Source organism: Pseudoxanthomonas sp. Root630 (assembly GCF_001427585.1).
GTDB lineage: Bacteria > Pseudomonadota > Gammaproteobacteria > Xanthomonadales > Xanthomonadaceae > Pseudoxanthomonas_A.
Genome location: NZ_LMGY01000001.1, coordinates 499,035 through 522,519, shown reverse-complemented (window position 1 = coordinate 522,519; position 23,485 = coordinate 499,035). Strand labels below are relative to the sequence as shown.

The window sequence follows — 23,485 nt, the reverse complement described above, 5'->3', positions numbered from 1 at the left end:
TGCGGGCGATCCGGGAGGAATGCAACAACCTTGAAGTATAGCCGGGCGTACCGGCTCTCAATGGCCACGCAGGTCACGGGGCCGGATGCCCTGCACCCACAGCAGGCCGGCATACAGCGCACCGCCCGCGCCCACCATCGCGCCCAGGCGCCAGCCGCGGTCCCACCAGGCCCAGGGCGTCCATTCGGGCCAGAGCATGCGGAACGCCAGTACCACCAGCGTCATCGCCACCGTGGCCACGCCGATCTGGCGCAGGAACCGGCCCCAGCCGGGCTGCCGCCGGTAGACCCCGGCCTTGCGCAGCAGCCAGGCCAGTTGCAGCGCGTTGACCCAGCCGGCGACGGCGATGGCCAGGGCCAGCAGCGCATGCGCGCCCTGCACCTGGCCCAGGGCCAGCTTCAGGTCGCCGCCGGCGGCCTGCAGCGCCTGTCGGCCCGGCTCGGTGCCGTACAGCATGGCGGCGAAGAACAGCAGCATGCACAGCGCATTGGTCAGCACCGCCACCACGGCCGCCTTGACCGGCGTGCGGGTGTCCTGGCGCGAATAGAACGCCGGCGCCAGCACCTTGACCAGCAGGAAGGCCGGGACCGCGATGGACTGGGCCATCAGGCTCCAGCTGGCCATGCGGACGTCTTCGGCGTCGAACTTGCCGTACTGGAACAGCGTGGCCAGCAAGGGCTGGGCGCACAGGATCAGGCCGGCGCAGGCCGGCAGGCCGATCAGCAGGCAGAGCCGGAAGCCCCAGTCCAGGCCCTTGGAATAGCCTTCCGGATCGGTCTCGGCATGGCGGTTGGACAGGTGCGGCAGGATCACCGTGCCGATGGCGACGCCGAACATGCCCAGGGGGAATTCCAGCAACCGGTCGCTGTAGTACAGCCAGCTGACGCTGCCGCTGATGAGCGCCGCGGCGACCCAGGTGTTCAGCAGCAGGTTGAACTGGGCCACCGACGAGCCGAACAGCGTGGGCACCATCAGGGTGAGGATCCTGCGGACGCCGGCATGGGCGAAATCCAGCCGCGGCCGAGGCAGCAGGCCGAGGCGGGCGAGTGAAGGCAGCTGGAAGCCCAGTTGCAGCACGCCGGCGGCGAACACGCCCCAGCCCAGCACCATCACGGAATAGTCCATCAGCGGCGCCAGGCCGACGGCGGCGGCGATCATGGACAGGTTCATCAGCACCGGCGACAGCGCCGGGATGGCGAAACGCTGATAGCTGTTGAGGATGCCGCCGGCCAGCGAGGCCAACGAGATGAACAGCGCGTACGGGAAGGTGATCCGCAGCAGGTCGGTCAGCACGTCCATCTGCTCGGCGTCGAAGTTCGGCGCGATCAGGCGGGCAATCTGCGGGGCCAGCAGGATGACGACGCCGGTCAGCACCAGCAGCGCCGCGGCCAGCGTACCGGTGACCCGGTCGATCAGGGCCTTGACCTCCTCCGGGCTCCGGGTGGCCTTGTACTCGGCCAGGACCGGGACGAAGGCCATGGAGAACGAGCCCTCGGCCGAGAGCCGGCGCATGAAGTTGGGGATGCGGAACGCCACGAAGAAGGCGTCCATCATCCCGCCGGCGCCGAAGACATGGGCGTAGACTTGGTCCCGGACCAGTCCCGAGAGCCGGGACAGGAACGTCATGGAGCTGAAGACGGCGGCGGAGCGCAGGAGCTTCCCGCTCATCGGGGCAGATCCCCCGACAGAATCACCAGCTTGACGCAACCCATTGAATGCCCCATAATTTCCGGCTCGATTATCCGTCTTCCGTTCAACCCCTGAATTCTCTCAGGTATTCACCAGGAATCCCACTGTGGCCAATATCAAGTCCGCCAAGAAGCGCGCCAAGCAGACCGTCGTGCGCAATGCGCGCAATGCCGGTCAGCGTTCGATGCTGCGCACCGCCGTCAAGAAAGTCCTCAAAGCCCTCGACGCCAACGACGCCGCTGGCGCCCAGGCAGCGTTCGTCTCGGCCCAGCCGATCCTCGACCGTCTGAGCTCGCGCGGCCTGATCCACCGCAACAAGGCCGCTCGCCACAAGAGCCGCCTGAACGCCCGCATCAAGGCGCTGCAAGCCGCCTGATCCAGCGGTACACGGACGCGAAGACACGGAACCCGCCGAAAGGCGGGTTTCTTTTTACCTGCCCCCCGCACACGACCCGTGCGGGGCGCATACGAAAAACCCGCCTTCCGGCGGGTTTCGGGCATCAGCTTTCGTGGGCGGCCTCGTCGGCCTCTTCCTTCTGCCGATCGAAGAAGGCCATCACGTCCTTCATGATCGGCCAGGTGCCTTCGCGGGAGATCGCCGAGACCTGGTACCACGGCTGGCTCCAGCCCAGGCTGGCGATGATCTGCGCCGCCTGCTCTTTCGCTTCGTCCTCGAACATCAGGTCGGCCTTGTTGAGCACCAGCCATCGCGGCTTGGCCAGCAGTTCCGGGTCGTGCTTCTCGAGCTCGCGCTCGATCGCACGCACCTGCTCGACCGGATCGATGCCTTCCACGCCGCCTTCCATCGGCGCCATGTCCACCAGGTGCAGCAGGATGCGCGTGCGCTGCAGGTGGCGGAGGAACTGCGCGCCGAGGCCCGCGCCATCGGCAGCGCCTTCGATCAGGCCCGGGATGTCGGCGATGACGAAGCTGCGGTGGGCCTCCACGCTCACCACGCCCAGGTTCGGGTAGAGCGTGGTGAAGGGATAGTCCGCCACCTTCGGCGTGGCCGCCGAGACCGCACGGATGAAGGTGCTCTTGCCGGCGTTGGGGAAGCCCAGCAGGCCGACGTCGGCCAGCAGCTTGAGCTCCAGCTTCAGCAGGCGCTCTTCGCCCTCTTCGCCCGGCGTGGCCTTGCGCGGCGCACGGGTGATCGAGCTCTTGAAATGCATGTTGCCCAGGCCGCCCTTGCCGCCCTTGGCGACCAGCAGGCGGTCGCCGTGCTGGGTGAGGTCGCCGATCACTTCGTCGGTGCTGACGTTGGTGACGACCGTGCCGACCGGGACGGTGATGGTCAGGTCGTCGCCCGCCTTACCGTACATCTGCCGCCCCATGCCGTTCTCGCCGCGCTGGGCGCGGAACGTCGTCTGGTGGCGGAAGTCGACCAGGGTGTTGAGGTTTTCGTCGGCCAGCAGCCAGACGCTGCCGCCGCCGCCGCCATCGCCGCCATCGGGACCGCCCAGCGGGATGAACTTCTCGCGGCGGAAGCCCACGCAGCCGTTGCCGCCATTGCCGGCGGTGACCAGGATTTCAGCTTCGTCTACGAGTTTCATGGCGGGGATCGGTTCAATCGTTGGAGGGTGGGACGCGGGGATCGGATGTCCCCGCAAACGAAAAGCCCCGCACGCGGCGGGGCCCTTCGCGACGCGTGTGCGCGAAGCCTCAGGCTTCCGCCACCACGCTGACGGTGCGGCGCTTCTTGGCGCCCTTGATCGAGAACTCGACCTTGCCGTCGACCAGCGCGAACAGCGTGTGGTCGCGACCCAGGCCGACGCCCGGACCCGGATGGAACTGGGTGCCGCGCTGGCGGATGATGATGTTGCCCGCGTCGATCGCCTGACCGCCAAAGACCTTCACGCCCAGCATCTTCGGGTTGGAGTCGCGGCCGTTGCGCGATGAGCCTACGCCCTTTTTATGTGCCATGACTGCTTCTCCTTACTTGTTGATGCCGGTGATTTCGATTTCGGTGTAATGCTGCCGGTGACCCTGGCGCTTCATGTGGTGCTTGCGGCGGCGGAACTTGATGATGCGCACCTTGTCGGCGCGGCCATGGCCGACGACCTTCGCGGTGACGTTCGCGCCCTTCAGGGCGTCGCCCAGGCTGATGGTCTCGCCATCGCCCAGCATCAGGATGTTGTCGAAGGTGATCTCGTTGCCGGCTTCGGCCTCGAGCTTCTCGACGCGGAGCGTCTCGCCCTTCATCACGCGGTACTGCTTACCGCCAGTGACTACGACTGCGTACATGTGGATTCCTTGGTTTCTGTAGTTATTTTCTGGAGCCTGCCTGCCATCGAGGGCGGACAGAAGCGGAATTCTAAGGGATTCATACGGTTAGGGTCAACCACCCCCTCCTCCTGACGATCCTTTCCCGATTGCGGACGGAATCCGCCCTCGGAATGGCGCCACACTGACCGGATTCGGTCATCGCCCCCTCCCTCAACCCTTGAAAATCATGCGCTTGCCTGACTCCCCTGCCTGTATCCGCGCCCAGGAACCCCGGGGCCTGGCCATGTCCGGGCTGCCCGCCGGGACGGGCCCCGATAACCCCGATCCCGCCTGACCGCCCCCTTACTTCCGCGTATCCCTGCACTGGTGCATGGGGCGATTTGCCCCCATCTGAGCAGATCGCTACGCTTCCTTGTTCGCTTTCCGGATCCCCCCACCCGATGGCCATGGACTTCATCCGCATCCGCGGCGCGCGGACGCACAACCTCAAGAACATCGACCTCGACCTGCCGCGCGACAAGCTGATCGTGATCACCGGCCTGTCCGGTTCGGGCAAGTCGTCGCTGGCGTTCGACACCATCTACGCCGAAGGCCAGCGCCGCTACGTGGAATCGCTGTCGGCCTATGCGCGGCAGTTCCTGTCGGTGATGGAAAAGCCCGATGTGGACCACATCGAAGGCCTGTCGCCGGCGATCTCGATCGAGCAGAAATCGACCAGCCACAACCCGCGCTCGACCGTCGGCACGATCACCGAGATCTACGACTACCTGCGCCTGCTGTACGCCCGGGTGGGCCTGCCGCGCTGCCCGGACCACGGCTATCCGCTGGAAGCGCAGACGGTCAGCCAGATGGTCGACCAGGTGCTGGCGCTCGACGGTGAGCAGCGCTACATGCTGCTGGCGCCGGTGATCCGCGAGCGCAAGGGCGAACACGCGCAAGTGTTCGACCAGCTGCGTGCGCAGGGCTTCGTGCGCGTGCGCGTGGACGGCGAGCTTTACGAGATCGATGCGGTACCGGCGCTGGCGTTGCGCCAGAAGCACACGATCGAAGCGGTGATCGACCGCTTCCGTCCGCGCGAGGACCTCAAGCAACGCCTGGCGGAGAGCTTCGAGACCGCGCTGAAGCTGGGCGACGGCATGGCCCAGGTGATGTCGCTGGACCAGCCCGAATCCGCGCCGCTGCTGTTCTCGTCGAAGTACTCCTGCCCGGTCTGCGATTACTCGCTGCCGGAGCTGGAGCCGCGCCTGTTCTCGTTCAATTCGCCGGTCGGCGCCTGCCCGACCTGCGACGGCCTCGGCGTGGCGCAGTTCTTCGACCCGGCGCGCGTCGTCGTCCATCCGGAGCTGTCGCTGGCGGCGGGCGCCGTGCGCGGCTGGGATCGCCGCAATGCCTACTACTTCCAGCTGATCGCGTCGCTGGCCAAGCACTACCGATTCGACGTGGACGCGCCTTGGCAATCGCTGCCGGAGAGCGTGCAGCAAGCGGTGCTGTACGGCAGCGGCGAAGACGTCATCACGTTCACCTACCTCACCGAATCGGGCGGACGCACGCAGCGCAAGCACCGCTTCGAGGGCATCGTGCCGAACCTCGAACGCCGTTACCGCGAGACCGAATCGCCAGCGGTGCGCGAGGAACTCGCCAAGTACATCAGCGACCGGCCCTGCCCCGACTGCGCGGGCGCGCGACTGAACAAGTCGGCGCGCAATGTGTTCGTGGCCGACCGTCCGCTGCCTTCGCTGGTGGTGCTGCCGGTCGACGAGGCACTGGCGTTCTTCCGCGGCCTCGACCTGCCCGGCTGGCGTGGCGAGATCGCCACCAAGATCGTCAAGGAAATCGCCGAGCGCCTGGGCTTCCTGGTCGACGTCGGCCTGGACTACCTCACCCTTGAGCGCAAAGCCGACACATTGTCCGGTGGCGAGGCCCAGCGCATCCGCCTGGCGTCGCAGATCGGCGCCGGCCTGGTCGGCGTGATGTACGTGCTGGACGAGCCCAGCATCGGCCTGCACCAGCGCGACAACGAGCGCTTGCTGGGCACGCTGACGCGCCTGCGCGACCTCGGCAACACGGTGATCGTCGTCGAGCACGATGAAGACGCCATCCGCATGGCCGACTACGTGCTCGACATCGGGCCGGGTGCCGGCGTGCATGGCGGCGAGATCGTCGGCCAGGGCACGCTCGACGACCTGCTGAAGGCGCCTCGCTCGCTGACCGGCCAGTACCTGTCGGGCAAGCGCCAGATCGAGGTACCGAAGGCCCGCCACAAAGCGAACCCGAAGATGACGCTGCACCTGCGCGGCGCAACGGGCAACAACCTGAAGGATGTCGATCTCGACGTGCCATCGGGCCTGTTCACCTGCATTACCGGCGTGTCCGGCTCGGGCAAGTCGACGCTGATCAACGACACCCTGTACGCGCTGGCCGCGAACGAGATCAATGGCGCCTCGCACAAACCCGCGCCCTATCGCGAAGTGACCGGCCTGGACCTGTTCGACAAGGTGGTCGACATCGACCAGTCGCCGATCGGTCGCACGCCGCGTTCGAATCCCGCGACGTACACCGGCCTGTTCACCCCGTTGCGCGAGCTGTATGCGCAGGTGCCGGAGGCGCGCGCGCGCGGCTATTCGCCCGGCCGTTTCAGCTTCAACGTGCGCGGCGGCCGCTGCGAAGCGTGCCAGGGCGATGGCCTGATCAAGGTCGAGATGCACTTCCTGCCGGATGTGTACGTGCCCTGCGACGTCTGCCACGGCAAGCGCTACAACCGCGAGACGCTGGAAATCCTCTACAAGGGCTACAACATCAACGACGTGCTGGAGATGACCGTCGAGGACGCGCTGACCCTGTTCGAGCCGGTGCCGTCGATCTCCCGCAAGCTCGAAACACTGATGGACGTGGGCCTGAGCTACATCAAGCTGGGCCAGAGCGCGACCACGCTGTCCGGTGGCGAGGCGCAACGCGTCAAGTTGTCCAAGGAACTCTCGCGCCGCGATACCGGCCGCACGCTGTACATCCTGGACGAGCCCACCACCGGCCTGCATTTCCACGACATCGAACACCTGCTCGCGGTGTTGCACAAGCTGCGCGACGAGGGCAACACGATCGTGGTGATCGAGCACAACCTGGACGTCATCAAGACCGCCGACTGGGTCGTGGACCTGGGTCCGGAAGGTGGCCATCGCGGCGGCCGGATCCTGGCCACCGGCACGCCGGAGGACATCGCAGCGCATCCGGATTCGCATACCGGCCGCTTCCTCGCCAAACTGCTGCCCGTCGCCAAGACGCCGAAAGCGACGAAACCCGCCGCCGTGGCCAAGCCCGACGTGCTCCCGCCCCGCAAATCCGCCACCAAGACCACGAAGAAGAAGGCCGCATCATGAGCCAACCCCACGATGACGGCCGCAAGCTGCTGGCGAAGATCCCGATCAGCGTGCGCTGGCGGGACATGGACAGCATGGGCCACGTGAACAACGCCAAGTACATCTCGTACCTGGAGGAAGCGCGCGTGCGCTGGATGCTGACAGTGCCGGAGGTTTCGATGACCGACCGCATCGCGCCCGTCGTGGCCGCCAACAACATCAACTACAAGCGTCCGCTGACCTGGCCGAACGACGTGGTGGTGGAACTCTACGTCGACCGGCTCGGGACCAGCAGCGTCACCATCGGCCACCGGATCGTGTCGGCGAAGGACGACAGCGTGCTCTATTCCGACGGCAACGTGGTGGTGGTGTGGATGGACACCCAGACCGGCCACAGCGCACCGCTGCCGGCGGCGATCCGGGCGGTGTCCGAATAGCGACGGGCGGAGCGGGCGCAAACACGTTCGCGACTCACGTCCGCCCCCACGCCCGTCCCCGGGATCAGGGCGCGCTCTTGCGCGCTTCGAACTGCACCGGCAACGAGCGCCCATCGGCGAGCTTCAGTGTGATCACCACCTTCTCACCGACGGCTACCGGCGCATAAGCACCATGCAGCATCAGGTGCAGGCCGCCGGGCTTGAGCTCCACGGCCTTGCCGGGTGCGACAGGCAGGCGCTCGACTTCCCGCATCCGGCTGACGCCGCCTTCCTCGCGCGTCTCGTGCAACGACACATCCGCGAACGCCAGGCTCTCCGCGCCCACCACCGTGAGCGGCGCGCGGCACGGGTTCTCGATGCGGACGAACCCGGCCATCATCGGCATCGCCACCGGCGGTACGCGCACCCACGCGCCCTGCACTTTCGGCAGGCATTCGGCGGCCATGGCGGGGAGCGAGGCGGCGAACGCCAGACCCAGCAACGGGTGCATCACGAAGCGTCGGTTCATGCGCCTATGATAGCGGCCTGACTCCAGGGAGATGGTGAATGAGCGCCCTCATCGAAATCGCCGACCACGGCGACATCCGCGAAATCCGGCTGGCGCGCGCGCCGGTCAACGCCCTCAATACGGATCTGTGCCGCGCGTTGATCGATGCGCTCGACACCGCGCTCGACGACGGTGTGCGCGGCATCGTGCTGGCCGGCAATCCGAAGATCTTCTCCGCCGGCATGGACGTGCCCTACCTGATGTCGCTCGGCGACGACCGCAAGGCCCTGCTCGATGCCTGGCAGGCGTTCTTCGGCGCCGCGCGCACGCTGGCGGAATCGCGCGTGCCCGTGGTCGCCGCGATCACCGGCCACGCGCCGGCGGGCGGCTGTGTGCTGGCGCTGTGCTGCGACTACCGGGTGATGGCGCGCAGCCCGGATCCGGCGCGCCCGTTCGCGCTGGGCCTCAACGAAACGCAGGTAGGCCTGGTGGTGCCGGAGGGCATCCAGCGCCTCATGCGCCGCGTGGTGGGTCCGTATCGCGCGGAACGCCTGCTGGTGGCGGGCGAAATGGTGCCGGCTGAGCGTGCGCTGGAAATCGGCCTGGTCGATGAACTGGTCGACCAGGACAATGTCACCGCGCGCGCCGTTGCCTGGCTGCAGCAGCTGCTGGCCCTGCCGCATCATCCGATGCTGCAGACCCGCGCCCTCGCCCGCCGCGATCTGGTGGAAGCGCTCGATCCGGCGCTGATCCAGCTCGAGCGCTTCGTCGATGCCTGGCATGCGCCGGACACGCAGGCCGCGCTGCGCGCATTGATCGACAAGCTGAAGAAGTGATCTTCCGCTAGAGCAACCACACTTCGACGCGCTCGTTGCGATCGCGTCGTCCACCACCGGCCAACGGGCGCAGATCGCCCAGGCCAACGGAACGGGCCACCGGGATGCCGTTGCGGGTCAGGTAGCCGGCCACCATGTCCGCGCGCTCGTTGCTGAGCATGGTGGGCAGCAGGCGATTGCCCGGATCGTGGTCCGCGAAAGCGACGACCACCAGCGAACGTCCCTGGTTCCGGGGAAGGCGCATGAACGCCACCAGGCGCTCCATGTCCAGGGCGCTGCGGCTTTCGAACAGCGTACTGAGCGAGCCCATGTTGAAACGCATGCCGACCGGCAGCCGCGTAGCGCCTGCGACGGCATCGCGATACGCCTGCGCACCGGTCACCTGCGCGGGCTGCAATGCCGTTCGCAGCATCACCGACTGCAGACCCGTCCCCTCGACGGCGCGCTGCCCCTCGCGCCCCACGGCGTACAACGCCAGGCTGCGCCCCAGCGCCGACATCAGCGGAGCGCCGTAGAGGCGGTAACGGCGCACCAGTGGATAGTCTTCGCTACTCACGTTGAGGCGCGAGGGAAGCACCGCGCCACCGCCATCGGATACGGCCAGCGTGCGGGTTCCTGCGGGAATGCGGGTGGCCAGCTCCACAATGGCCATCGCATGCCGGTCATCGGCCACGGCCCGGGCTGCCTGCCGCAGGCGCGCGTGTGCGGTGATGCCGCTCGATGCGCCGCCCAGCATCACGCGCTGCTGCAGGAACTCACGGCTGCCGCCCGCCTCAGGGCCGGCATGCACGAGGATGGGCGCATCCTCGCCCCCGAGCTGCGACCACGAGCGAATGCGTCCTGCCGCGATGTCGCGCAACTGCGCGACGCTAATCTTCCGTACCGGGTTGCGGTCATTGACCACGATCGCCAGCCCGTCCAGCGCCACGGTGAACTCCTGCTCGGGCGAAGCGAGGTCGCCGAGCTGCCAGGCCGCATAGCGCTCGGCGGCGGTGGGTGCGCGGGCCATCATCGCGAGTTCCGCATTGCCCTCCACTAGGGACTGGAAGCCGGACGCGGACCCGCGACGATCGATCTCCACGACCAGGGCTTCGCCATCGCGGACCGCTGCGATCTCGGTACGGCCGGGGCGTGGCGTGCGGCGCTCGATGCCGGTGTAGCCGATGGAACGCAGCCATGCATCGACGATGCGCGGCATCACCTCGGCGCCGACGGTGTTGGATCCGTGGATGCGAAGGCGTTCGGCCTCCACGTCCTGCGCGACGGCGGGCGCGCAGGCGCAGCACAACATGGCGACCATGACGGTCGCATTGAGCAGACGATGAAGCACGGACGATCCCCCTGATGAAACCGCGGGAGCGTGCCGCGCATCGATGACAGGGCCATGACGGCCCCGGGCGGATCAGTCGCCGCGTGCGACGGGATGCGCGGGATCGCTGATCCAGCCACTCCACGAGCCGGGATAGATCCGTGCGCCGTGCAGGCCGGCGTGCTCGAAGGCAAGCAGCAGATGGCAGGCCGTCACCCCGGAGCCGCACATCAGCACGCTCTCGGAAGCCTCACGATCGCCCAGTAAAGGCGATAACAGGGAACGCAGCTCAGCGGCCGGCTTGAAGCGCCCATCGCGGAGTGCCTGCGCGAACGGCAGGTTGACCGCACCCGGCACGTGACCCGCGATGGGATCGATGGGTTCGACTTCGCCGCGGAAACGTTCGGCGGCGCGCGCATCGAACAGCCAGCCGGCGGCGTCGTGCAGGCGCGCGACGACCTCGTCCGCACCCGCGCATTGCCGCATGTCGAAGCGACCGGGATAGGCCGGTGCAGGCGCGATGTCGGGGATCGCGTCCGTCTCCGCACCGCCCACGGCACGCCAGGCGGCCAGTCCACCGTCAAGGACGGCAACGCGTTCATGGCCCAGCAGCTTCAGCAACCACCACGCGCGCGCGGCCGCCATGCTGCCGTCGCCTGCGTCGTACACCACGACCTGGTGCGCCGGCGTGATGCCCCACTCGCCGAGCCGGCGCGCGAAGGCCGCTTCGTCGGGCAACGGGTGCCTCCCCTCGCCCGTCTTGGACAGGTCCGACAGATCGAGATTCAGATCGGCATGGACAGCACCGGGCAGATGTCCCTGTGCATAGGCCTGGCGGCCTGCATCGGGCGCTGCGTTGAGCATGACGAAGCGCGCATCCACCAGCCGCAGGCCGGGTGCACCGAGGACGGTCGACAACGTGTCCGCATCGACGAGCGCGGTCCAGTTCATGCGAATTGCTCCAGCCGTTGCCGCAGGTTGAACAGGATGGCGGCCGTCGCGCCCCAGATGCGCTGCCCGGGCCACGCGTACTCGAGCACCGCACGGCGACGGCCACGGTAGTCGACCTCGACACGGCGCAGGTTGTCGGGCGCGAGCAGGTAATCGAGCGGGACTTCGAACACGTCGGCGACTTCGTTCGGCTCGGGCACGGGCACGAACGCCGGATCGACCAGCGCGACCACCGGCACCACGCGGAAGCCGCTGATGGTGGTGAACGGGTCGAGGAAGCCCAGCGGCGTGACCTGTGACGCCTGTAGCGCTATCTCCTCGCGGCTCTCGCGCAATGCAGCGGCGACGACGTCCACGTCGGTGGACTCGATGCGTCCCCCGGGGAAACTCACCTGCCCCCCATGGTGGCGCAACCCATCGGTGCGTCGCGTCAGCAACACCTGGGTGCCCGTATCGCGCGGGACGAGGCCGGCGAGTACGGCCGCTTCCGCCAGCGGTCCCGGCGGGAGCAGATCGACGAGTTCTTCCTGGTTCCATCCCGGCGCGCGCGGCACGGCGCCCAGCGGATGCAGGGCGCGCTGCAGGCGGACGCTTTCGCGCAACTGTTCGACAAGCGGCGCGCGCGCGCGTTCGCGTGCGGGCAGCACGGATTCCATTAGGCGCAGGCGTTCGTCATCGTTCATCTGCGACCAGCGTGCGATCTCCGAGGTGGTGCGCAGGCAACCCTGGCAGAGGCCGGCGTCGTCCAGCGTGCAAACGCCGGTGCACGGGCTGAGCACGGCGCGGAAAGCGGTATTCATGTCGTCGGACACCTGCGGAGGGTAGCGCGAAAACGCTTCCTGCCGCGCAAAGCACTGCGCCGGCACGAGGCCGGCGCAGGGATGGAACGATCAGGCGGGAATTACTTCGCGCTGACCAGCTTGATCTCGAACACCACCGCCACGTTCGGCGGGAAGCCCGTGCGCGGATCCGCGCCGTAGGCCTTTTCCGGCGGCAGGGCGACTTCCCACTTCGAGCCGACCGGCATCTGCAGCAGCACTTCGCGCATGGCCTGCATCTCGATGGCGCTGACCTTCACGTCCTTCATCTGCTGCGGCGGACGCGCTTCGGTCGGACGCTGGCCGAACGGGTAGGCACCCGCGACCTGCAGTTCCACCGTGCTCGCCTGCGTGGGCTTGGCGCCAGTGCCGTTCTCGAGCACCTTGTAAGCCACGCCGCTGGGCAGCAGCTTCACGCCGGACTGACCCTTGAAGCCGGCGATGAACTGATCGCTCTTCGTCTTGTTCTCGGCCGCGACCTTGTCGTACTCGGCCTTGGCCTGCTGGGCGCGAGCCTGCTCACGCTTCTGGAAGGCTTCCAGCGCGGGCTTCAGCTGCTCGCTGGTCAGGGCGGGCTTCTGCTTGGCATACGCATCCTGCAGGCCCTTGACCACGGAGTTGATGTCCAACTGCTCGCCACGGGCGGTCAGCTCGGCCAGGTTGTTGCCATAGTCGTAGCCGAAGTAATAGCTCAGCTTGCCCTTCTCGGACGAGACGTCCTGGGCCAAGGCGCTACCGGCCATGGCGAATGCCGCAACAGCGACCACTAACGTACGCAACTTCATCAACACACTCTCCGGGATGGGCGGCGTACCGCCTGGAATGGACGCGCTAGGATAGCGGCCGGGGCGCTTAACCGCCACTGACAGCAGGCTGCTCTGACCGGGTCTCCGGGGCAGAGTTCCCTCTTTACCGAAATTTTACAAAACACCTGAAAATCCCATGTCCGAAAGCCTTGTCCTCGTTAGCGATGCCGATGGCATCCGCCGCCTCACCGTCCATCGTCCCGACAAGCTGAATGCCCTCAATGCCGCCACCCTGGACGCGCTGCAGGCCGCCTTCACGGCGGCGGGCGAAGACCCCGCCGTACGCGTGGTCGTGCTGACCGGCGCGGGGCCGAAAGCCTTCGTGGCGGGGGCCGACATCGCCGAAATGGCGGACCTGCGGGCCACCGAGGGTCGCGACTTCTCGCTGCGCGGCCAGCGGTTGATGCGCACCATCGAAACCCTGCCCAAGCCCGTCATCGCGATGGTCAACGGGTTTGCCCTGGGCGGCGGCCTGGAGCTCGCCATGGCCTGCCACCTGCGCATCGCCGCGGACACGGCCAAGCTCGGGCAGCCCGAGATCAACCTGGGCCTGATCCCCGGTTTTGGCGGCAGCCAGCGCCTGCTGCGCCTCGCCGGTCGCGCCGCGACGCTCGAGCTGTGCCTGCTGGGCGCGCCGATCACGGCCGAACGCGCCCTGCAGTTGGGCGTCGTCAACCGGGTCGTGCCGGCGGCGGAGCTGGAAGACGAAACGCGCAAGGTGGCCGCGCAACTGGCCGCCTCCGCGCCGCTGGCCCTGCGCGCCACGCTCGACGTGGTCAATGTGGGCGGCGAATGCGGCATCGAGGAAGGACTGCAGTATGAGACCGCGCAGTTCGGCCTGATGTTCTCGACCGACGACATGCGCGAAGGCACGCGCGCCTTCACCGAACGCCGCAAGCCCGCCTTCACCGGCCGCTGAAGCGGATGTCCGCACCCTGCCCCGGCTGCGAACAGGCGCGGATCCTGGCGGACCTGCTGGCCGGAGATGAACTGGACGCCGCGCTGGATGCCGGCCTCATGGCGTGGAAGCCGTGTGGCGAGCGCGACGGCGACCGGACGCATGCCGACGTGGTCGCGCGTGCGCAGACCCGCCTGCGGACGGCATGGGCCGCGCGCGACCGCTATCTCCAGCGCGCCGCGCGACTCGAACGCCGTGCCGCCGAACGCGAGGCGCGACGCATCGCCGCCCTGCCCACCGGACCGGCGGCGCCCGTAAAGCCTGCGTTGCCGGCAGCGGCGGCGGCCATCCTGGAACGCGCACGGGCCAAGGCCGCGGAGCGCTCGAAACCATGAGTGCGCCGCGGCGGAGCCCGACGCTCAAGCGTGATGAAGTGGTGGAACTGTTCTCGCGGTTGCGCGAACTCAATCCGCGTCCGACCACGGAACTGGACTACAGCACGCCCTTCGAGTTGCTGGTTGCGGTGACCCTGTCCGCGCAGGCGACCGACGTGGGCGTCAACAAGGCGACCCGACGGCTCTTTCCCGTCGCCAACACCCCGGCCGCGATCCTCGCGCTCGGCGAGGACGGGCTGAAGAAGTACATCGCCACGATCGGCCTGTTCAACGCCAAGGCGAAGAACGTGATCGCCACCTGCCGCATCCTGATCGATCAGTACGGCGGCGAAGTGCCCCGTTCGCGCGAAGCGCTCGAAGGCCTGCCCGGCGTGGGCCGCAAGACCGCGAACGTGGTGCTCAATACCGCCTTCGGCGAACCGACCATCGCGGTGGACACGCATATCTTCCGCGTCGCCAACCGCACCGGGCTGGCACCCGGCAAGGACGTACGTACGGTGGAGGACAAGCTGCTGAAGGTGGTGCCGGCGGAGTTCATGCTGGATGCGCATCATTGGTTGATCCTGCACGGACGCTACGTGTGCAAGGCACGCAAGCCGGACTGCCCGCAGTGCGTGATCCGCGATCTCTGCCGGTTCAAGGAGAAGACGGCGGCCTGATGCGGCCGCCGTCGCTTGCGCTTACTGCTCGTCCCGCTCGACGAACGGCTTGCGCGGCAGTCGCTCTTCGCGCATCGCGGCGTGGTACGCGAACGAGGCGATGATCGCCGCCGCCTGCTTGAGGTCTTCCGGCACCACGTGGTCGTACGTGTCCAGGTGCGTGTGGTGGACGTGGGTGAAGTAGTCCGCCGGGTCCTGCACGAACTGGAAGCCCGGCAAACCGACACGGTCGAACGAAACGTGGTCCGTACTACCCGTGTTGCGGGTGGTCACGATGGTCGCGCCGACATCGGCGAAGGGTTCCAGCCAGGCCTTGAAGACCGGCACGGCGGCGTGGTTTTCCTGCGCATAGATGCCGCGGATGCGGCCGGTGCCGTTGTCGAAGTTGAAATACGTCGAGAAGCCATCGTAACCGCGCTGGCGTTGCAGCGGCCCGGTGCCGCGCTGGTAGGCACGCGGCAGCGCCTTCTGCTCCGGATCGGTCGGGGCCGGGTAGTCGGCCAGGTACTTGGCGACGTAAGCCGCCGAGCCGTGCAAGCCTTGTTCTTCACCGCCCCACAGCGCCAGCCGGATCGTGCGGCGCGGCTTCACCCCGATCGCCTTCAGGATGCGCATGGCCTCCATCATCACGACGACACCGGCACCGTTGTCGCTGGCGCCCGTACCGGTATGCCACGAATCCAGGTGCGCGCCGATCATCACGACCTCGCCCGCTTTGCCGCCACTGCCCGGGATTTCCGCGAACGTGTTGGTGGCCGGCAGGTCCTGCTCGCTGGTGAAGCGGGAATCCACGTCGATGCGCAGGCGCACCGGCTGCTTGCCCTGCACGGCACGCACCAGCGGGTTGTAGTGCTCGGTGGGCAACACCAGCTCGGTCACGCCGACCGGCTCGTCCGCCTTGCGCGCGCCACCGCCGGTGGCCCGGATGATGCCGTTATCCCATGAGCTGAGCGACAACGTCGCCAGCACGCCCTCCTCCGCGAGGAACGTGTTCAGCGCCTTGGTCAGTGCCTGGCGCTTGCGGTATTCCTCCAGGCGCTTTTCCTGCGCGTCAGGCGCCGCATCCGCCGCGACGGGGAAGGTCTGCAGTTCGCCCAGCTCGGTCTCGCTGTATCGGCGGAAATCGGCCTTCTCGGCAGGTTTGTAGGCACGCGCGTCGTCCAGCAGCACGATCTTCCCGCGCAGCTTGCCGCGCTGCTTGTCGATGTCGGCCAGCGTCTTGAACGAGGCCAGCACCACGTCGCCCTCTACCGGCCCAGTCGTGCCGCGTGTCCAGGCTTTCGGCAGGGCATGCACGGGCACCTGCCGCGGCGACACCATCTCTACCCGCACGGAGCTGAACTCCCAGCCGCGGCCGAAAGCGGGATCGAAGACTTCTTCGTGCACCCCGGAGAGACCCCAGCCGGACAGCTTGCCGCGTGCCCATGCGCTGGCGCGGGTGTAGTTGGGCGACGCGGTCAGGCGCGGCCCGACGGTCTCGGTGAGCTCCTTCAGATTGGCCGCGGCCTGCGAGCGGTTGAACGCCTCGTGCCGGATCTTCGCGACCACATCCAGGTCCACCGGCTCGGCGGCCCGCACGTCGCCCGCCATCACGCACATCGCCACGCAGGCGACAATCCACAGCCGCTTCATCCAACCCCCTGATTGATAAGGATCCCCATCCCTGTGACCCATGGCGCACGCCAGGGGCCGCCCCGCAGTGTCCCTGCTGGGCTTCACCGGGACCCCTGCCAATGGTCATGGTCGGTGGGCCGGAAACGCGAAGGCCCGGGATGCGATCCCGGGCCTCCGTGTCGCGGTGACGGCGCGCGTGCGCCGCGCGGCTTACCAGGCGAACTGCGTGCGCAGCGCGTACTGCGCGGTTTCGTCGCCGGTGACTTCGTTGTCGCCCTGCGTGTAGTTGAACATGAAGCGCAGGTTGGGATTGACGTAGTAGTTCACGCCGAGGATCCAGCTGGTGACTTCGCGGTTCAGCGTTTCGTTCTCGACATAGTCGTAGCGACCGGTCAGCTCCCACAGGCCCTTGTCGGCGACCTTCGGCGAACCGAACACGCCGGTGGCGCCCTTGTACGGCTTGTGGCCGCCGTTGAGCATGAAGCTGCCCTGCACGTAGTACGTCGTCACATCCTGGTCGCGGCCCAGCGGCTGGCCGAAGGTCGCGTCGGCGTACTCGGCCTGGAAGAAGGTCGGGCCGAACGAACCGGCGGCTTCCACCGCCATCACGTCCACGGTGTTGCGGCTGGCGCCGGTCGTGGTGGCGATGACCTGCGACGGACCGCGGCGACCCGCGTAGTTGGAGGTGGCAACCAGGTCTGCCGAACCCTGGTTCTGGTCTTCGAAGCTGTACCAGGCGCCGAAGTGCAGGGTGCTGTTGTCGTTGTTGATCGGCGCGAACGTCACGCGGCCGGCAGCGCCGACGCCTTCGTTGCGCGTACCGGCGGCACCACGCAGATTGAACACGCTCAAGCCCGCCGTGTAGTTCTCGCCGGCACGCAGGTAGCCCACGCCCTGCTGGAACTGGCGACCGTTGAACAGACCGGTGGCGGACGCGAACGGACGCTCCATGGTCAGCAGCTCGTTGGAGCTGGTCAGCTCCTCCATCGCGCGGTAAGGCTTGAAGTGACCGATGGTGAACTTGCCGCCCAGCGCCGACTTGGCGATGTAGACGTCGCGGAAGCCGTCGAGGCCACCGCCCGCACCGAAATCGTTCTCCATCTTGTATTCCCAGCCATAGGCCTTGCCCTGCAGGGTCAGGCGCGCGCGGCGGAACTCGGTGGTACCGGTGGTGCTGGCCAGGTCGCGGTCGAACGCATAGGTGTCGAACTGGATGCGGCCACCGACGGAAGCTTCGAACTTGCCGTCGGCCGAGGTGATCTTCAGGCCGCCCTTGGTATCGACCTTCGGCGAGCCGGTGTTGAGCTTGTCCAGCTGCGAAGCGGTATCGATGTTGACGTCCGACTGCGCGTCGCTGCGCTCTTCCAGCTCGGCCACCTTGGCCGACAGCGCTTCCAGCTGCGCCTTCAGTTCGGCGATCGTCTGATCGCGGGAGTCGGCGGCGGACGCCGAGAAGCTGGTGCTGCCCATGGCGACGGCGAGCGCGGCAGCCAGGAGGGAATAACGCATGGTGACTCTCCGAGTGGAAGTAGAAGTAAGAGCGCTGGCTTCGTGGGCGCCGGCTTCACTTCCGAGATCACCTTCGGAAATCATTAAGCGCCCGTCAAAGATGCGCTAAAGGATGGGAGTGAAATCTTGCAGTCACATGTGCGTTTCGTGACCGGAATATGACAAGGGCGCATCGCCACCCACCGCCTGCCGACCACCCCGGCGTGCGCTCCTATAGATAGGTGCGCACGCATCCGCGCACCTCCCGGATCCGTCGCGCGCGCGAAGCACGCCACTCCTGTACGGAATGCCAGCACGGCCTGGGCCGCATCGCCCGCCGTCACGGGACTGTCTTAATCGCGACACCGGGCTGTCACACAAACGTCGTGGAATGGCCACCCAACGGGCACGCCCGTCCTTCCACCCTGCCTTCTCCCAGGAGACTTCCGTGTTGAACTCGATCAAATCCCGCGTGGCGCTGCTCGCGCTCGCCTCGGCCTTCTCGGTGCAGGCGTTCGCCGCCGACGTGACCGGCGCCGGTGCGTCGTTCGTGTACCCGGTGATGACCAAGTGGTCCGCCGACTACGCCAAGGCCACCAACAACCGCGTGAACTACCAGTCGATCGGTTCCGGCGGCGGTATCGCGCAGATCAAGGCCGGCACCGTGGACTTCGGTTCGTCCGACGCCCCGCTGAAGCCGGAAGAACTGGCGAAGTACGGCCTGGCCCAGTTCCCGTCGGTGATCGGCGGCGTGGTCCCGGTGCTGAACGTGGCCGGCCTGAAGCCGGGCCAGCTGAAGCTGGATGGCCCGACCCTGGCCAACATCTTCCTCGGCACCATCAAGACCTGGAACGACCCGGCCATCGCCGCGCTGAACCCGGGCGTGACGCTGCCGGCGCAGCGCATCACCGTCGTGCGTCGTTCGGATGGTTCGGGCACCACCTTCAACTTCGTCAACTACCTGTCCAAGGTCAGCCCGGAGTGGAAGAGCAAGGTCGGTGAAGGCACCACCGTGCAGTGGCCGACCGGCGTGGGCGGCAAGGGCAACGAAGGCGTCGCCGCCTACGTGAAGCAGATCAAGGGCGGCATCGGCTACGTCGAGCTGTCGTACGCGCTGCAGAACAAGATGGCCTACGCGAGCCTGAAGAATGCCTCCGGCAACTTTGTGCAGCCGAGCGACGAGTCCTTCGCCGCCGCTGCGGCCAGCGCCGAGTGGGCCAAGTCCAAGGACTTCTACCTGGTCATGACGAATGCCCCGGGTGCCAACTCCTGGCCGATCACCGCCACCAACTTCATCCTGATGTACAAGGCACCGAAGAAGGGCAACAAGGACGCCCGCGATTTCTTCCGCTGGGTCTACGCCAATGGCGACGCCCAGGCCAAGTCGCTCGACTACGTGCCGCTGCCGCCGGCGCTGGTGCAGCAGATCGAGACGTACTGGAAGGCCAACCTGAAGTACTGATCGCAGAACCGCCGGCACGTTCTCTCCTCCGTGCCGGCACCGGGATCGCGTCCCCTCCCGCGCGATCCCACCTCTGGCGGGCCTTCGGGCCCGCTTTCTTTTTGCCCGGACGCACGGACGTGGCGGTCGCATGACGGCGCGAGACCGCCATGTCATCACGCTGTAACAAAAACATCATTTCATAGCGTGGATCACAAACGACCCGTCTGGAGCGCCCATGCACGTCCGTAACGCCCGCCTGGCCACGTTGGCCCTGGCCACCGCCTTCTTCGCCGCCGCCTGCGGCGGAAAGACCGATGCCCCGGCCACGAGCGCGGGCGCCGAAGGTGCCGCTGCCCCCGCCGAAGGTGCACAGAAGATCTCGGCCGAGCTCACCGGCGCCGGCGCATCCTTCATCTATCCGCTGATGGCCCGCTGGTCCACGGACTACAACAAGGCCACCGGCGCCAAGATCAACTACCAGTCGATCGGTTCCGGCGGCGGCATCGCCCAGATCAAGGCCGCGACCGTCGACTTCGGTTCGTCCGACAAGCCGCTGTCGCCGGAAGAACTGGCGCAGGCCGGCCTGGGCCAGTTCCCGTCGGTGATCGGCGGCGTGGTCCCGGTCATCAACGTGGAAGGCCTGCAGCCGGGCCAGTTGAAGCTCAACGGGACCGTGCTGGCGGACATCTTCCTGCACAAGATCACCACCTGGAACGACCCGGCGATCGTCGCGCTGAACCCGGGCGTCACGCTGCCGGCCGGCAAGATCAACACCGTGCACCGCTCCGACGGTTCGGGCACCACCTTCAACTTCGTCAACTACCTGTCCAAGGTCAGCCCGGCGTGGAAGGACACGGTCGGCGAAGGCACCAGCGTCAACTGGCCTGGCGGCGTCGGCGGCAAGGGCAACGAAGGCGTCGCCGCTTACGTGCGCCAGCTGAAGGGTTCGATCGGCTACGTCGAACTGGCCTATGCCGAGCAGAACAAGATGTCGTACGCCTCGCTGCAGAACGCGGCCGGCCAGTTCGTGCTGCCCACCGCCGAGAGTTTCGCCGCTGCCGCGGCCAGCGCCGACTGGGCGAATGCCAAGGACTTCAACCTGGTCATCACCAATGCGCCGGGCGAGCACGCGTGGCCGATCACCGCCACCAACTTCATCCTGGTCTACAAGCAGCCGAAGGACGCGGCGAAGGCCAAGCACACGCTCGAGTTCTTCAAGTGGGCCTACGCGCAGGGCCAGGCGCAGGCCAACGAACTGGACTACGTGCCGCTGCCGCCGGAACTGGTGGGCCAGATCGAGCAGTACTGGAACACCGAGATCAAGCTCTGAGTCGCCCGCACCGGGCCGCCGTGATGGGCGGCCCGGTGTCATCACGCGGTAACGACATACCCGTGCACTAGCCAGACCGCCACACCGCCCTCCCCCACCCTTCGGGTTGCATGAACGCCACTGCCCTCCCCGTTTCCCTGACGGACGTGCGCACCGCCAAAGATGCGCGCGCAGACAAGCTGTTCCGGCTCACGCTGACCGGCGCCGGCCTGTTCGTCCTCGTTTCGCTGATCGCCGCCGCCGTGTCGATGCTGTGGGGCGGTCGCGAAGCCCTGCAGACCTTCGGCCTGGGCTTCTTCACCAGCACCGAGTGGAACGTCGGCACGCGCGAATTCGGCGCGCTGGTGCCGATCTTCGGCACGCTGGTCAGCGCCGGCATCGCCATGCTGATCGCGGTGCCGGTGAGCTTCGGCATCGCGGTCTTCCTGACCGAAGTCGCACCGGCCTGGATGCGCGGCCCGGTCGGCATGGCCATCGAACTGCTGGCCGGCATCCCCTCGATCATCTACGGCATGTGGGGCCTGTTCGTGCTGGCGCCGCAGCTGAGCGAACACGTCTATCCGTGGATCAACGACAACCTCGGCCAGATCCCGCTGGTGGGCGTGCTGCTCTCCGGCCCGCCGCTGGGCATCGGCATGATGACCGCCGGCCTGGTGCTGGCGATCATGGTGATCCCCTTCATTTCGTCGGTGATGCGCGAGGTCTTCCTGACCGTGCCGGGCCGCCTGAAGGAATCGGCCTACGCGCTGGGTTCGACCAAGTGGGAAGTGGTCTGGGACATCGTGCTGCCGTACACCCGCTCGGCGGTGATCGGCGGCGTGTTCCTCGGCCTGGGCCGCGCACTGGGTGAAACGATGGCGGTGACCTTCGTCATCGGCAATGCCTACGCCATCAGCCTGGCGCTGCTGGAGCCGGGCACTTCGATCGCCGCGACGATTGCGAATGAATTCGCCGAAGCCACCGACCCGCTGCACAAGGGTTCGCTGCTGCTGCTCGGCTTCACCCTGTTCGTGCTGACCTTCATCGTGCTGGCGATCGCCCGCCTGATGCTGCGCCAGCTCGCCAAGCGGGAGGGCAACTGATGTCCGCTTCGCTCTACACGTGGCGCAAGGTCAAGAATGTCGCCGCCCTCACCCTGTCCATCGCCGCGGCCATGTTCGGCCTGATGTGGCTGGTCTGGATCCTCTGGACCACGATCACCAAGGGCATGGGCAGCCTCAACCTCGATCTCTTCACCCAGATGACGCCGCCGCCGAATGAACCGGGCGGCCTGGCGAACGCGCTGTTCGGCAGCGTGGTGATCAGCCTGCTGGCGATCGTGCTGGGTACGCCGATCGGCATCGCCGCCGGCACCTACCTGGCCGAGTACGCCAACAAGCACTGGCTGGGCGAAACCGTCCGCTTCGTCAACGACATCCTGCTGTCGGCGCCGTCGATCGTGCTGGGCCTCTTCATCTACACCGTGATGGTGGCGCAGATGGGGCACTACTCGGCCTGGGCCGGTGCCGTGGCGCTGGCGTTCATCGCGCTGCCGGTGATCGTGCGCACCACCGACGAGATGCTCCGGCTGGTGCCGCAGCAGATGCGCGAAGCCGCGCTGTCGCTGGGCGTGCCGCAGTGGAAGGTCACCACCCAGGTGCTGATGCGTTCGGCGTTGCCGGGCATCGTCACCGGCATCCTGCTGGCGCTGGCGCGCATCAGCGGCGAAACCGCGCCGTTGCTGTTCACCGCCTTCAACAACCAGTTCTGGAGCACGGACCTCAACCAGTCGATGGCCAACCTGCCGATGGTCATCTTCCAGTACGCGATGAGCCCCTACGACTCCTGGAATTCGCTGGCCTGGGCCGGCGCCTTCCTCGTCACCGGCATGGTGCTGATCCTCAGCCTGATTGCGCGAACCATCCTTCTTCGAAACAAGGTGACCCATGAATGACGCCGCCCGCATTGCCGTGGTGACGCCGCAACGCCACGACGACCTCGCCGCGCCGGCCAGCGTGAAGCTGGCCGCCAAGGGCCTGGACTTCTACTACGGCGACTTCCACGCGCTGAAGAACATCAACCTGGAGATCCCCGAGAAGCGCGTCACCGCGCTGATCGGTCCCTCCGGCTGCGGCAAGTCCACCCTGCTGCGCGTCTTCAACCGGATCTATTCGCTGTACCCGAAGCTGCGCGCCGCCGGCGACGTCCTGCTGGATGGCGAGAACATCCTGGACCCCAAGTACCCGATGAACCGCCTGCGCAGCAAGGTGGGCATGGTGTTCCAGAAGCCGGTGCCGTTCCCGATGACGATCTTCGAGAACGTGGCGTACGGCATCCGCCACCACGAGCGCCTGAACAAGGCCGACATGGAAATCCGCGTCGAGCAGGCATTGCGCCAGGCGGCGCTGTGGGACGAGGCCAAGGACAAGCTGAAGCAGAGCGCGCTGGGACTGTCCGGCGGCCAGCAGCAGCGCCTGTGCATCGCGCGCGCCGTCGCGCTGCGCCCGGACGTCATCCTGCTGGACGAACCGACCTCCGCGCTGGACCCCATCTCGACCAGCAAGATCGAACAGCTGATCGAAGAACTGAAGCACCAGTACACCATCGCCATCGTGACGCACAACATGCAGCAGGCCGCGCGCGTGTCCGACTACACGGCCTTCATGTACCTGGGCGAGCTGGTCGAACACGACGCCACGTCGACGATCTTCTCCAACCCCGGCAAGCAGCAGACCGAAGACTACATCACCGGACGTTTCGGCTGAG

General features: G+C 67.1%; 23 protein-coding genes. 12 read left to right on the top strand and 11 right to left on the bottom strand.

The window, feature by feature from the left end; genetic code table 11:
- Positions 1–57 precede the first annotated feature (57 nt).
- On the bottom strand, positions 58–1,668 hold the full coding sequence (gene murJ / locus ASD72_RS02480; RefSeq protein ID WP_056878364.1) for a murein biosynthesis integral membrane protein MurJ: 1,611 nt from the start codon (positions 1,666–1,668) through the stop codon (positions 58–60).
- Positions 1,669–1,795: 127 nt separating this feature from the next.
- Between murJ and rpsT the strand changes: the two genes are divergently transcribed.
- Positions 1,796–2,065: a 30S ribosomal protein S20 gene (gene rpsT, locus ASD72_RS02475; RefSeq protein ID WP_055935648.1), complete on the top strand. Its 270-nt coding sequence runs from the start codon at positions 1,796–1,798 to the stop codon at positions 2,063–2,065.
- A gap of 124 nt (positions 2,066–2,189) precedes the next feature.
- Here rpsT and obgE read toward each other — a convergent pair whose 3' ends face one another.
- The 3 genes from obgE to rplU form a co-directional block, all read right to left on the bottom strand.
- A complete protein-coding gene (gene obgE / locus ASD72_RS02470; RefSeq protein ID WP_056878363.1) occupies positions 2,190–3,242 on the bottom strand; it encodes an Obg family GTPase CgtA in 1,053 nt (350 codons plus the stop codon).
- A gap of 109 nt (positions 3,243–3,351) precedes the next feature.
- Complete coding sequence (gene rpmA, locus ASD72_RS02465; protein WP_056878362.1) at positions 3,352–3,612, bottom strand: 50S ribosomal protein L27; 261 nt, start codon at positions 3,610–3,612, stop codon at positions 3,352–3,354.
- Positions 3,613–3,624: 12 nt separating this feature from the next.
- Positions 3,625–3,933, bottom strand: coding sequence for a 50S ribosomal protein L21 (rplU, locus tag ASD72_RS02460; protein ID WP_056878361.1), 309 nt, complete (start codon positions 3,931–3,933; stop codon positions 3,625–3,627).
- 422 nt (positions 3,934–4,355) lie between these two features.
- Here rplU and uvrA point away from each other — a divergent pair, with 422 nt between their 5' ends.
- A complete protein-coding gene (gene uvrA / locus ASD72_RS02455) occupies positions 4,356–7,289 on the top strand; it encodes an excinuclease ABC subunit UvrA (RefSeq protein ID WP_056878360.1) in 2,934 nt (977 codons plus the stop codon).
- On the top strand, positions 7,286–7,705 hold the full coding sequence (locus tag ASD72_RS02450) for a thioesterase family protein (protein WP_056878359.1): 420 nt from the start codon (positions 7,286–7,288) through the stop codon (positions 7,703–7,705). Before uvrA ends, ASD72_RS02450 begins: the two co-directional genes overlap by 4 nt.
- Before the next feature lie 64 nt (positions 7,706–7,769).
- Here the strand turns inward: ASD72_RS02450 and ASD72_RS02445 are convergent, their stop codons facing one another.
- Positions 7,770–8,213, bottom strand: coding sequence for a copper chaperone PCu(A)C (locus ASD72_RS02445; RefSeq protein WP_155944422.1), 444 nt, complete (start codon positions 8,211–8,213; stop codon positions 7,770–7,772).
- A gap of 38 nt (positions 8,214–8,251) precedes the next feature.
- Between ASD72_RS02445 and ASD72_RS02440 the strand changes: the two genes are divergently transcribed.
- Positions 8,252–9,028: an enoyl-CoA hydratase/isomerase family protein gene (locus tag ASD72_RS02440; protein ID WP_056878358.1), complete on the top strand. Its 777-nt coding sequence runs from the start codon at positions 8,252–8,254 to the stop codon at positions 9,026–9,028.
- 7 nt (positions 9,029–9,035) lie between these two features.
- Here the strand turns inward: ASD72_RS02440 and ASD72_RS02435 are convergent, their stop codons facing one another.
- The 4 genes from ASD72_RS02435 to ASD72_RS02420 form a co-directional block, all read right to left on the bottom strand.
- Positions 9,036–10,358: a substrate-binding domain-containing protein gene (locus ASD72_RS02435; protein WP_235577906.1), complete on the bottom strand. Its 1,323-nt coding sequence runs from the start codon at positions 10,356–10,358 to the stop codon at positions 9,036–9,038.
- 72 nt (positions 10,359–10,430) lie between these two features.
- Entirely contained in the window at positions 10,431–11,288 is an 858-nt protein-coding gene (locus ASD72_RS02430; protein ID WP_056878356.1) for a sulfurtransferase, read from the bottom strand.
- Complete coding sequence (locus ASD72_RS02425) at positions 11,285–12,088, bottom strand: CoA pyrophosphatase (protein ID WP_056878492.1); 804 nt, start codon at positions 12,086–12,088, stop codon at positions 11,285–11,287. The genes ASD72_RS02430 and ASD72_RS02425 overlap by 4 nt, the downstream gene beginning before the upstream one ends.
- A gap of 101 nt (positions 12,089–12,189) precedes the next feature.
- Positions 12,190–12,891: an FKBP-type peptidyl-prolyl cis-trans isomerase N-terminal domain-containing protein gene (locus tag ASD72_RS02420; RefSeq protein WP_056878355.1), complete on the bottom strand. Its 702-nt coding sequence runs from the start codon at positions 12,889–12,891 to the stop codon at positions 12,190–12,192.
- Positions 12,892–13,048: 157 nt separating this feature from the next.
- Between ASD72_RS02420 and ASD72_RS02415 the strand changes: the two genes are divergently transcribed.
- The 3 genes from ASD72_RS02415 to nth are packed head-to-tail and all read left to right on the top strand — an operon-like array spanning position 13,049 to position 14,864.
- Positions 13,049–13,831, top strand: coding sequence for an enoyl-CoA hydratase-related protein (locus ASD72_RS02415; protein ID WP_056878354.1), 783 nt, complete (start codon positions 13,049–13,051; stop codon positions 13,829–13,831).
- Positions 13,832–13,836: 5 nt separating this feature from the next.
- The gene (locus ASD72_RS02410; RefSeq protein ID WP_056878353.1) at positions 13,837–14,205 is read left to right on the top strand and encodes a hypothetical protein; all 369 of its coding nucleotides are present in this window, start codon (positions 13,837–13,839) and stop codon (positions 14,203–14,205) included.
- The gene (gene nth / locus ASD72_RS02405; protein WP_056878352.1) at positions 14,202–14,864 is read left to right on the top strand and encodes an endonuclease III; all 663 of its coding nucleotides are present in this window, start codon (positions 14,202–14,204) and stop codon (positions 14,862–14,864) included. The genes ASD72_RS02410 and nth overlap by 4 nt, the downstream gene beginning before the upstream one ends.
- Positions 14,865–14,885: 21 nt before the next feature.
- Here nth and ASD72_RS02400 read toward each other — a convergent pair whose 3' ends face one another.
- Positions 14,886–16,463: a M28 family metallopeptidase gene (locus ASD72_RS02400; RefSeq protein WP_235577919.1), complete on the bottom strand. Its 1,578-nt coding sequence runs from the start codon at positions 16,461–16,463 to the stop codon at positions 14,886–14,888.
- Positions 16,464–16,688: 225 nt separating this feature from the next.
- On the bottom strand, positions 16,689–17,987 hold the full coding sequence (locus tag ASD72_RS02395) for a porin (RefSeq protein ID WP_056878350.1): 1,299 nt from the start codon (positions 17,985–17,987) through the stop codon (positions 16,689–16,691).
- Positions 17,988–18,414: 427 nt separating this feature from the next.
- Here ASD72_RS02395 and pstS (ASD72_RS02390) point away from each other — a divergent pair, with 427 nt between their 5' ends.
- From pstS (ASD72_RS02390) to pstB, 5 genes are all read left to right on the top strand, one after another.
- Complete coding sequence (gene pstS / locus ASD72_RS02390) at positions 18,415–19,428, top strand: phosphate ABC transporter substrate-binding protein PstS (protein ID WP_056878349.1); 1,014 nt, start codon at positions 18,415–18,417, stop codon at positions 19,426–19,428.
- Between the two features lie 217 nt (positions 19,429–19,645).
- Entirely contained in the window at positions 19,646–20,740 is a 1,095-nt protein-coding gene (gene pstS, locus ASD72_RS02385) for a phosphate ABC transporter substrate-binding protein PstS (protein ID WP_056878348.1), read from the top strand.
- Positions 20,741–20,850: 110 nt separating this feature from the next.
- Positions 20,851–21,822, top strand: coding sequence for a phosphate ABC transporter permease subunit PstC (gene pstC, locus ASD72_RS02380; RefSeq protein WP_056878347.1), 972 nt, complete (start codon positions 20,851–20,853; stop codon positions 21,820–21,822).
- On the top strand, positions 21,822–22,673 hold the full coding sequence (gene pstA, locus ASD72_RS02375) for a phosphate ABC transporter permease PstA (protein ID WP_056878346.1): 852 nt from the start codon (positions 21,822–21,824) through the stop codon (positions 22,671–22,673). The genes pstC and pstA overlap by 1 nt, the downstream gene beginning before the upstream one ends.
- Positions 22,666–23,484 carry a phosphate ABC transporter ATP-binding protein PstB gene (gene pstB / locus ASD72_RS02370; protein WP_056878345.1) on the top strand — a complete coding sequence of 273 codons (819 nt, stop codon included), beginning with the start codon at positions 22,666–22,668 and terminating at the stop codon, positions 23,482–23,484. The genes pstA and pstB overlap by 8 nt, the downstream gene beginning before the upstream one ends.
- Position 23,485 lies beyond the last annotated feature (1 nt).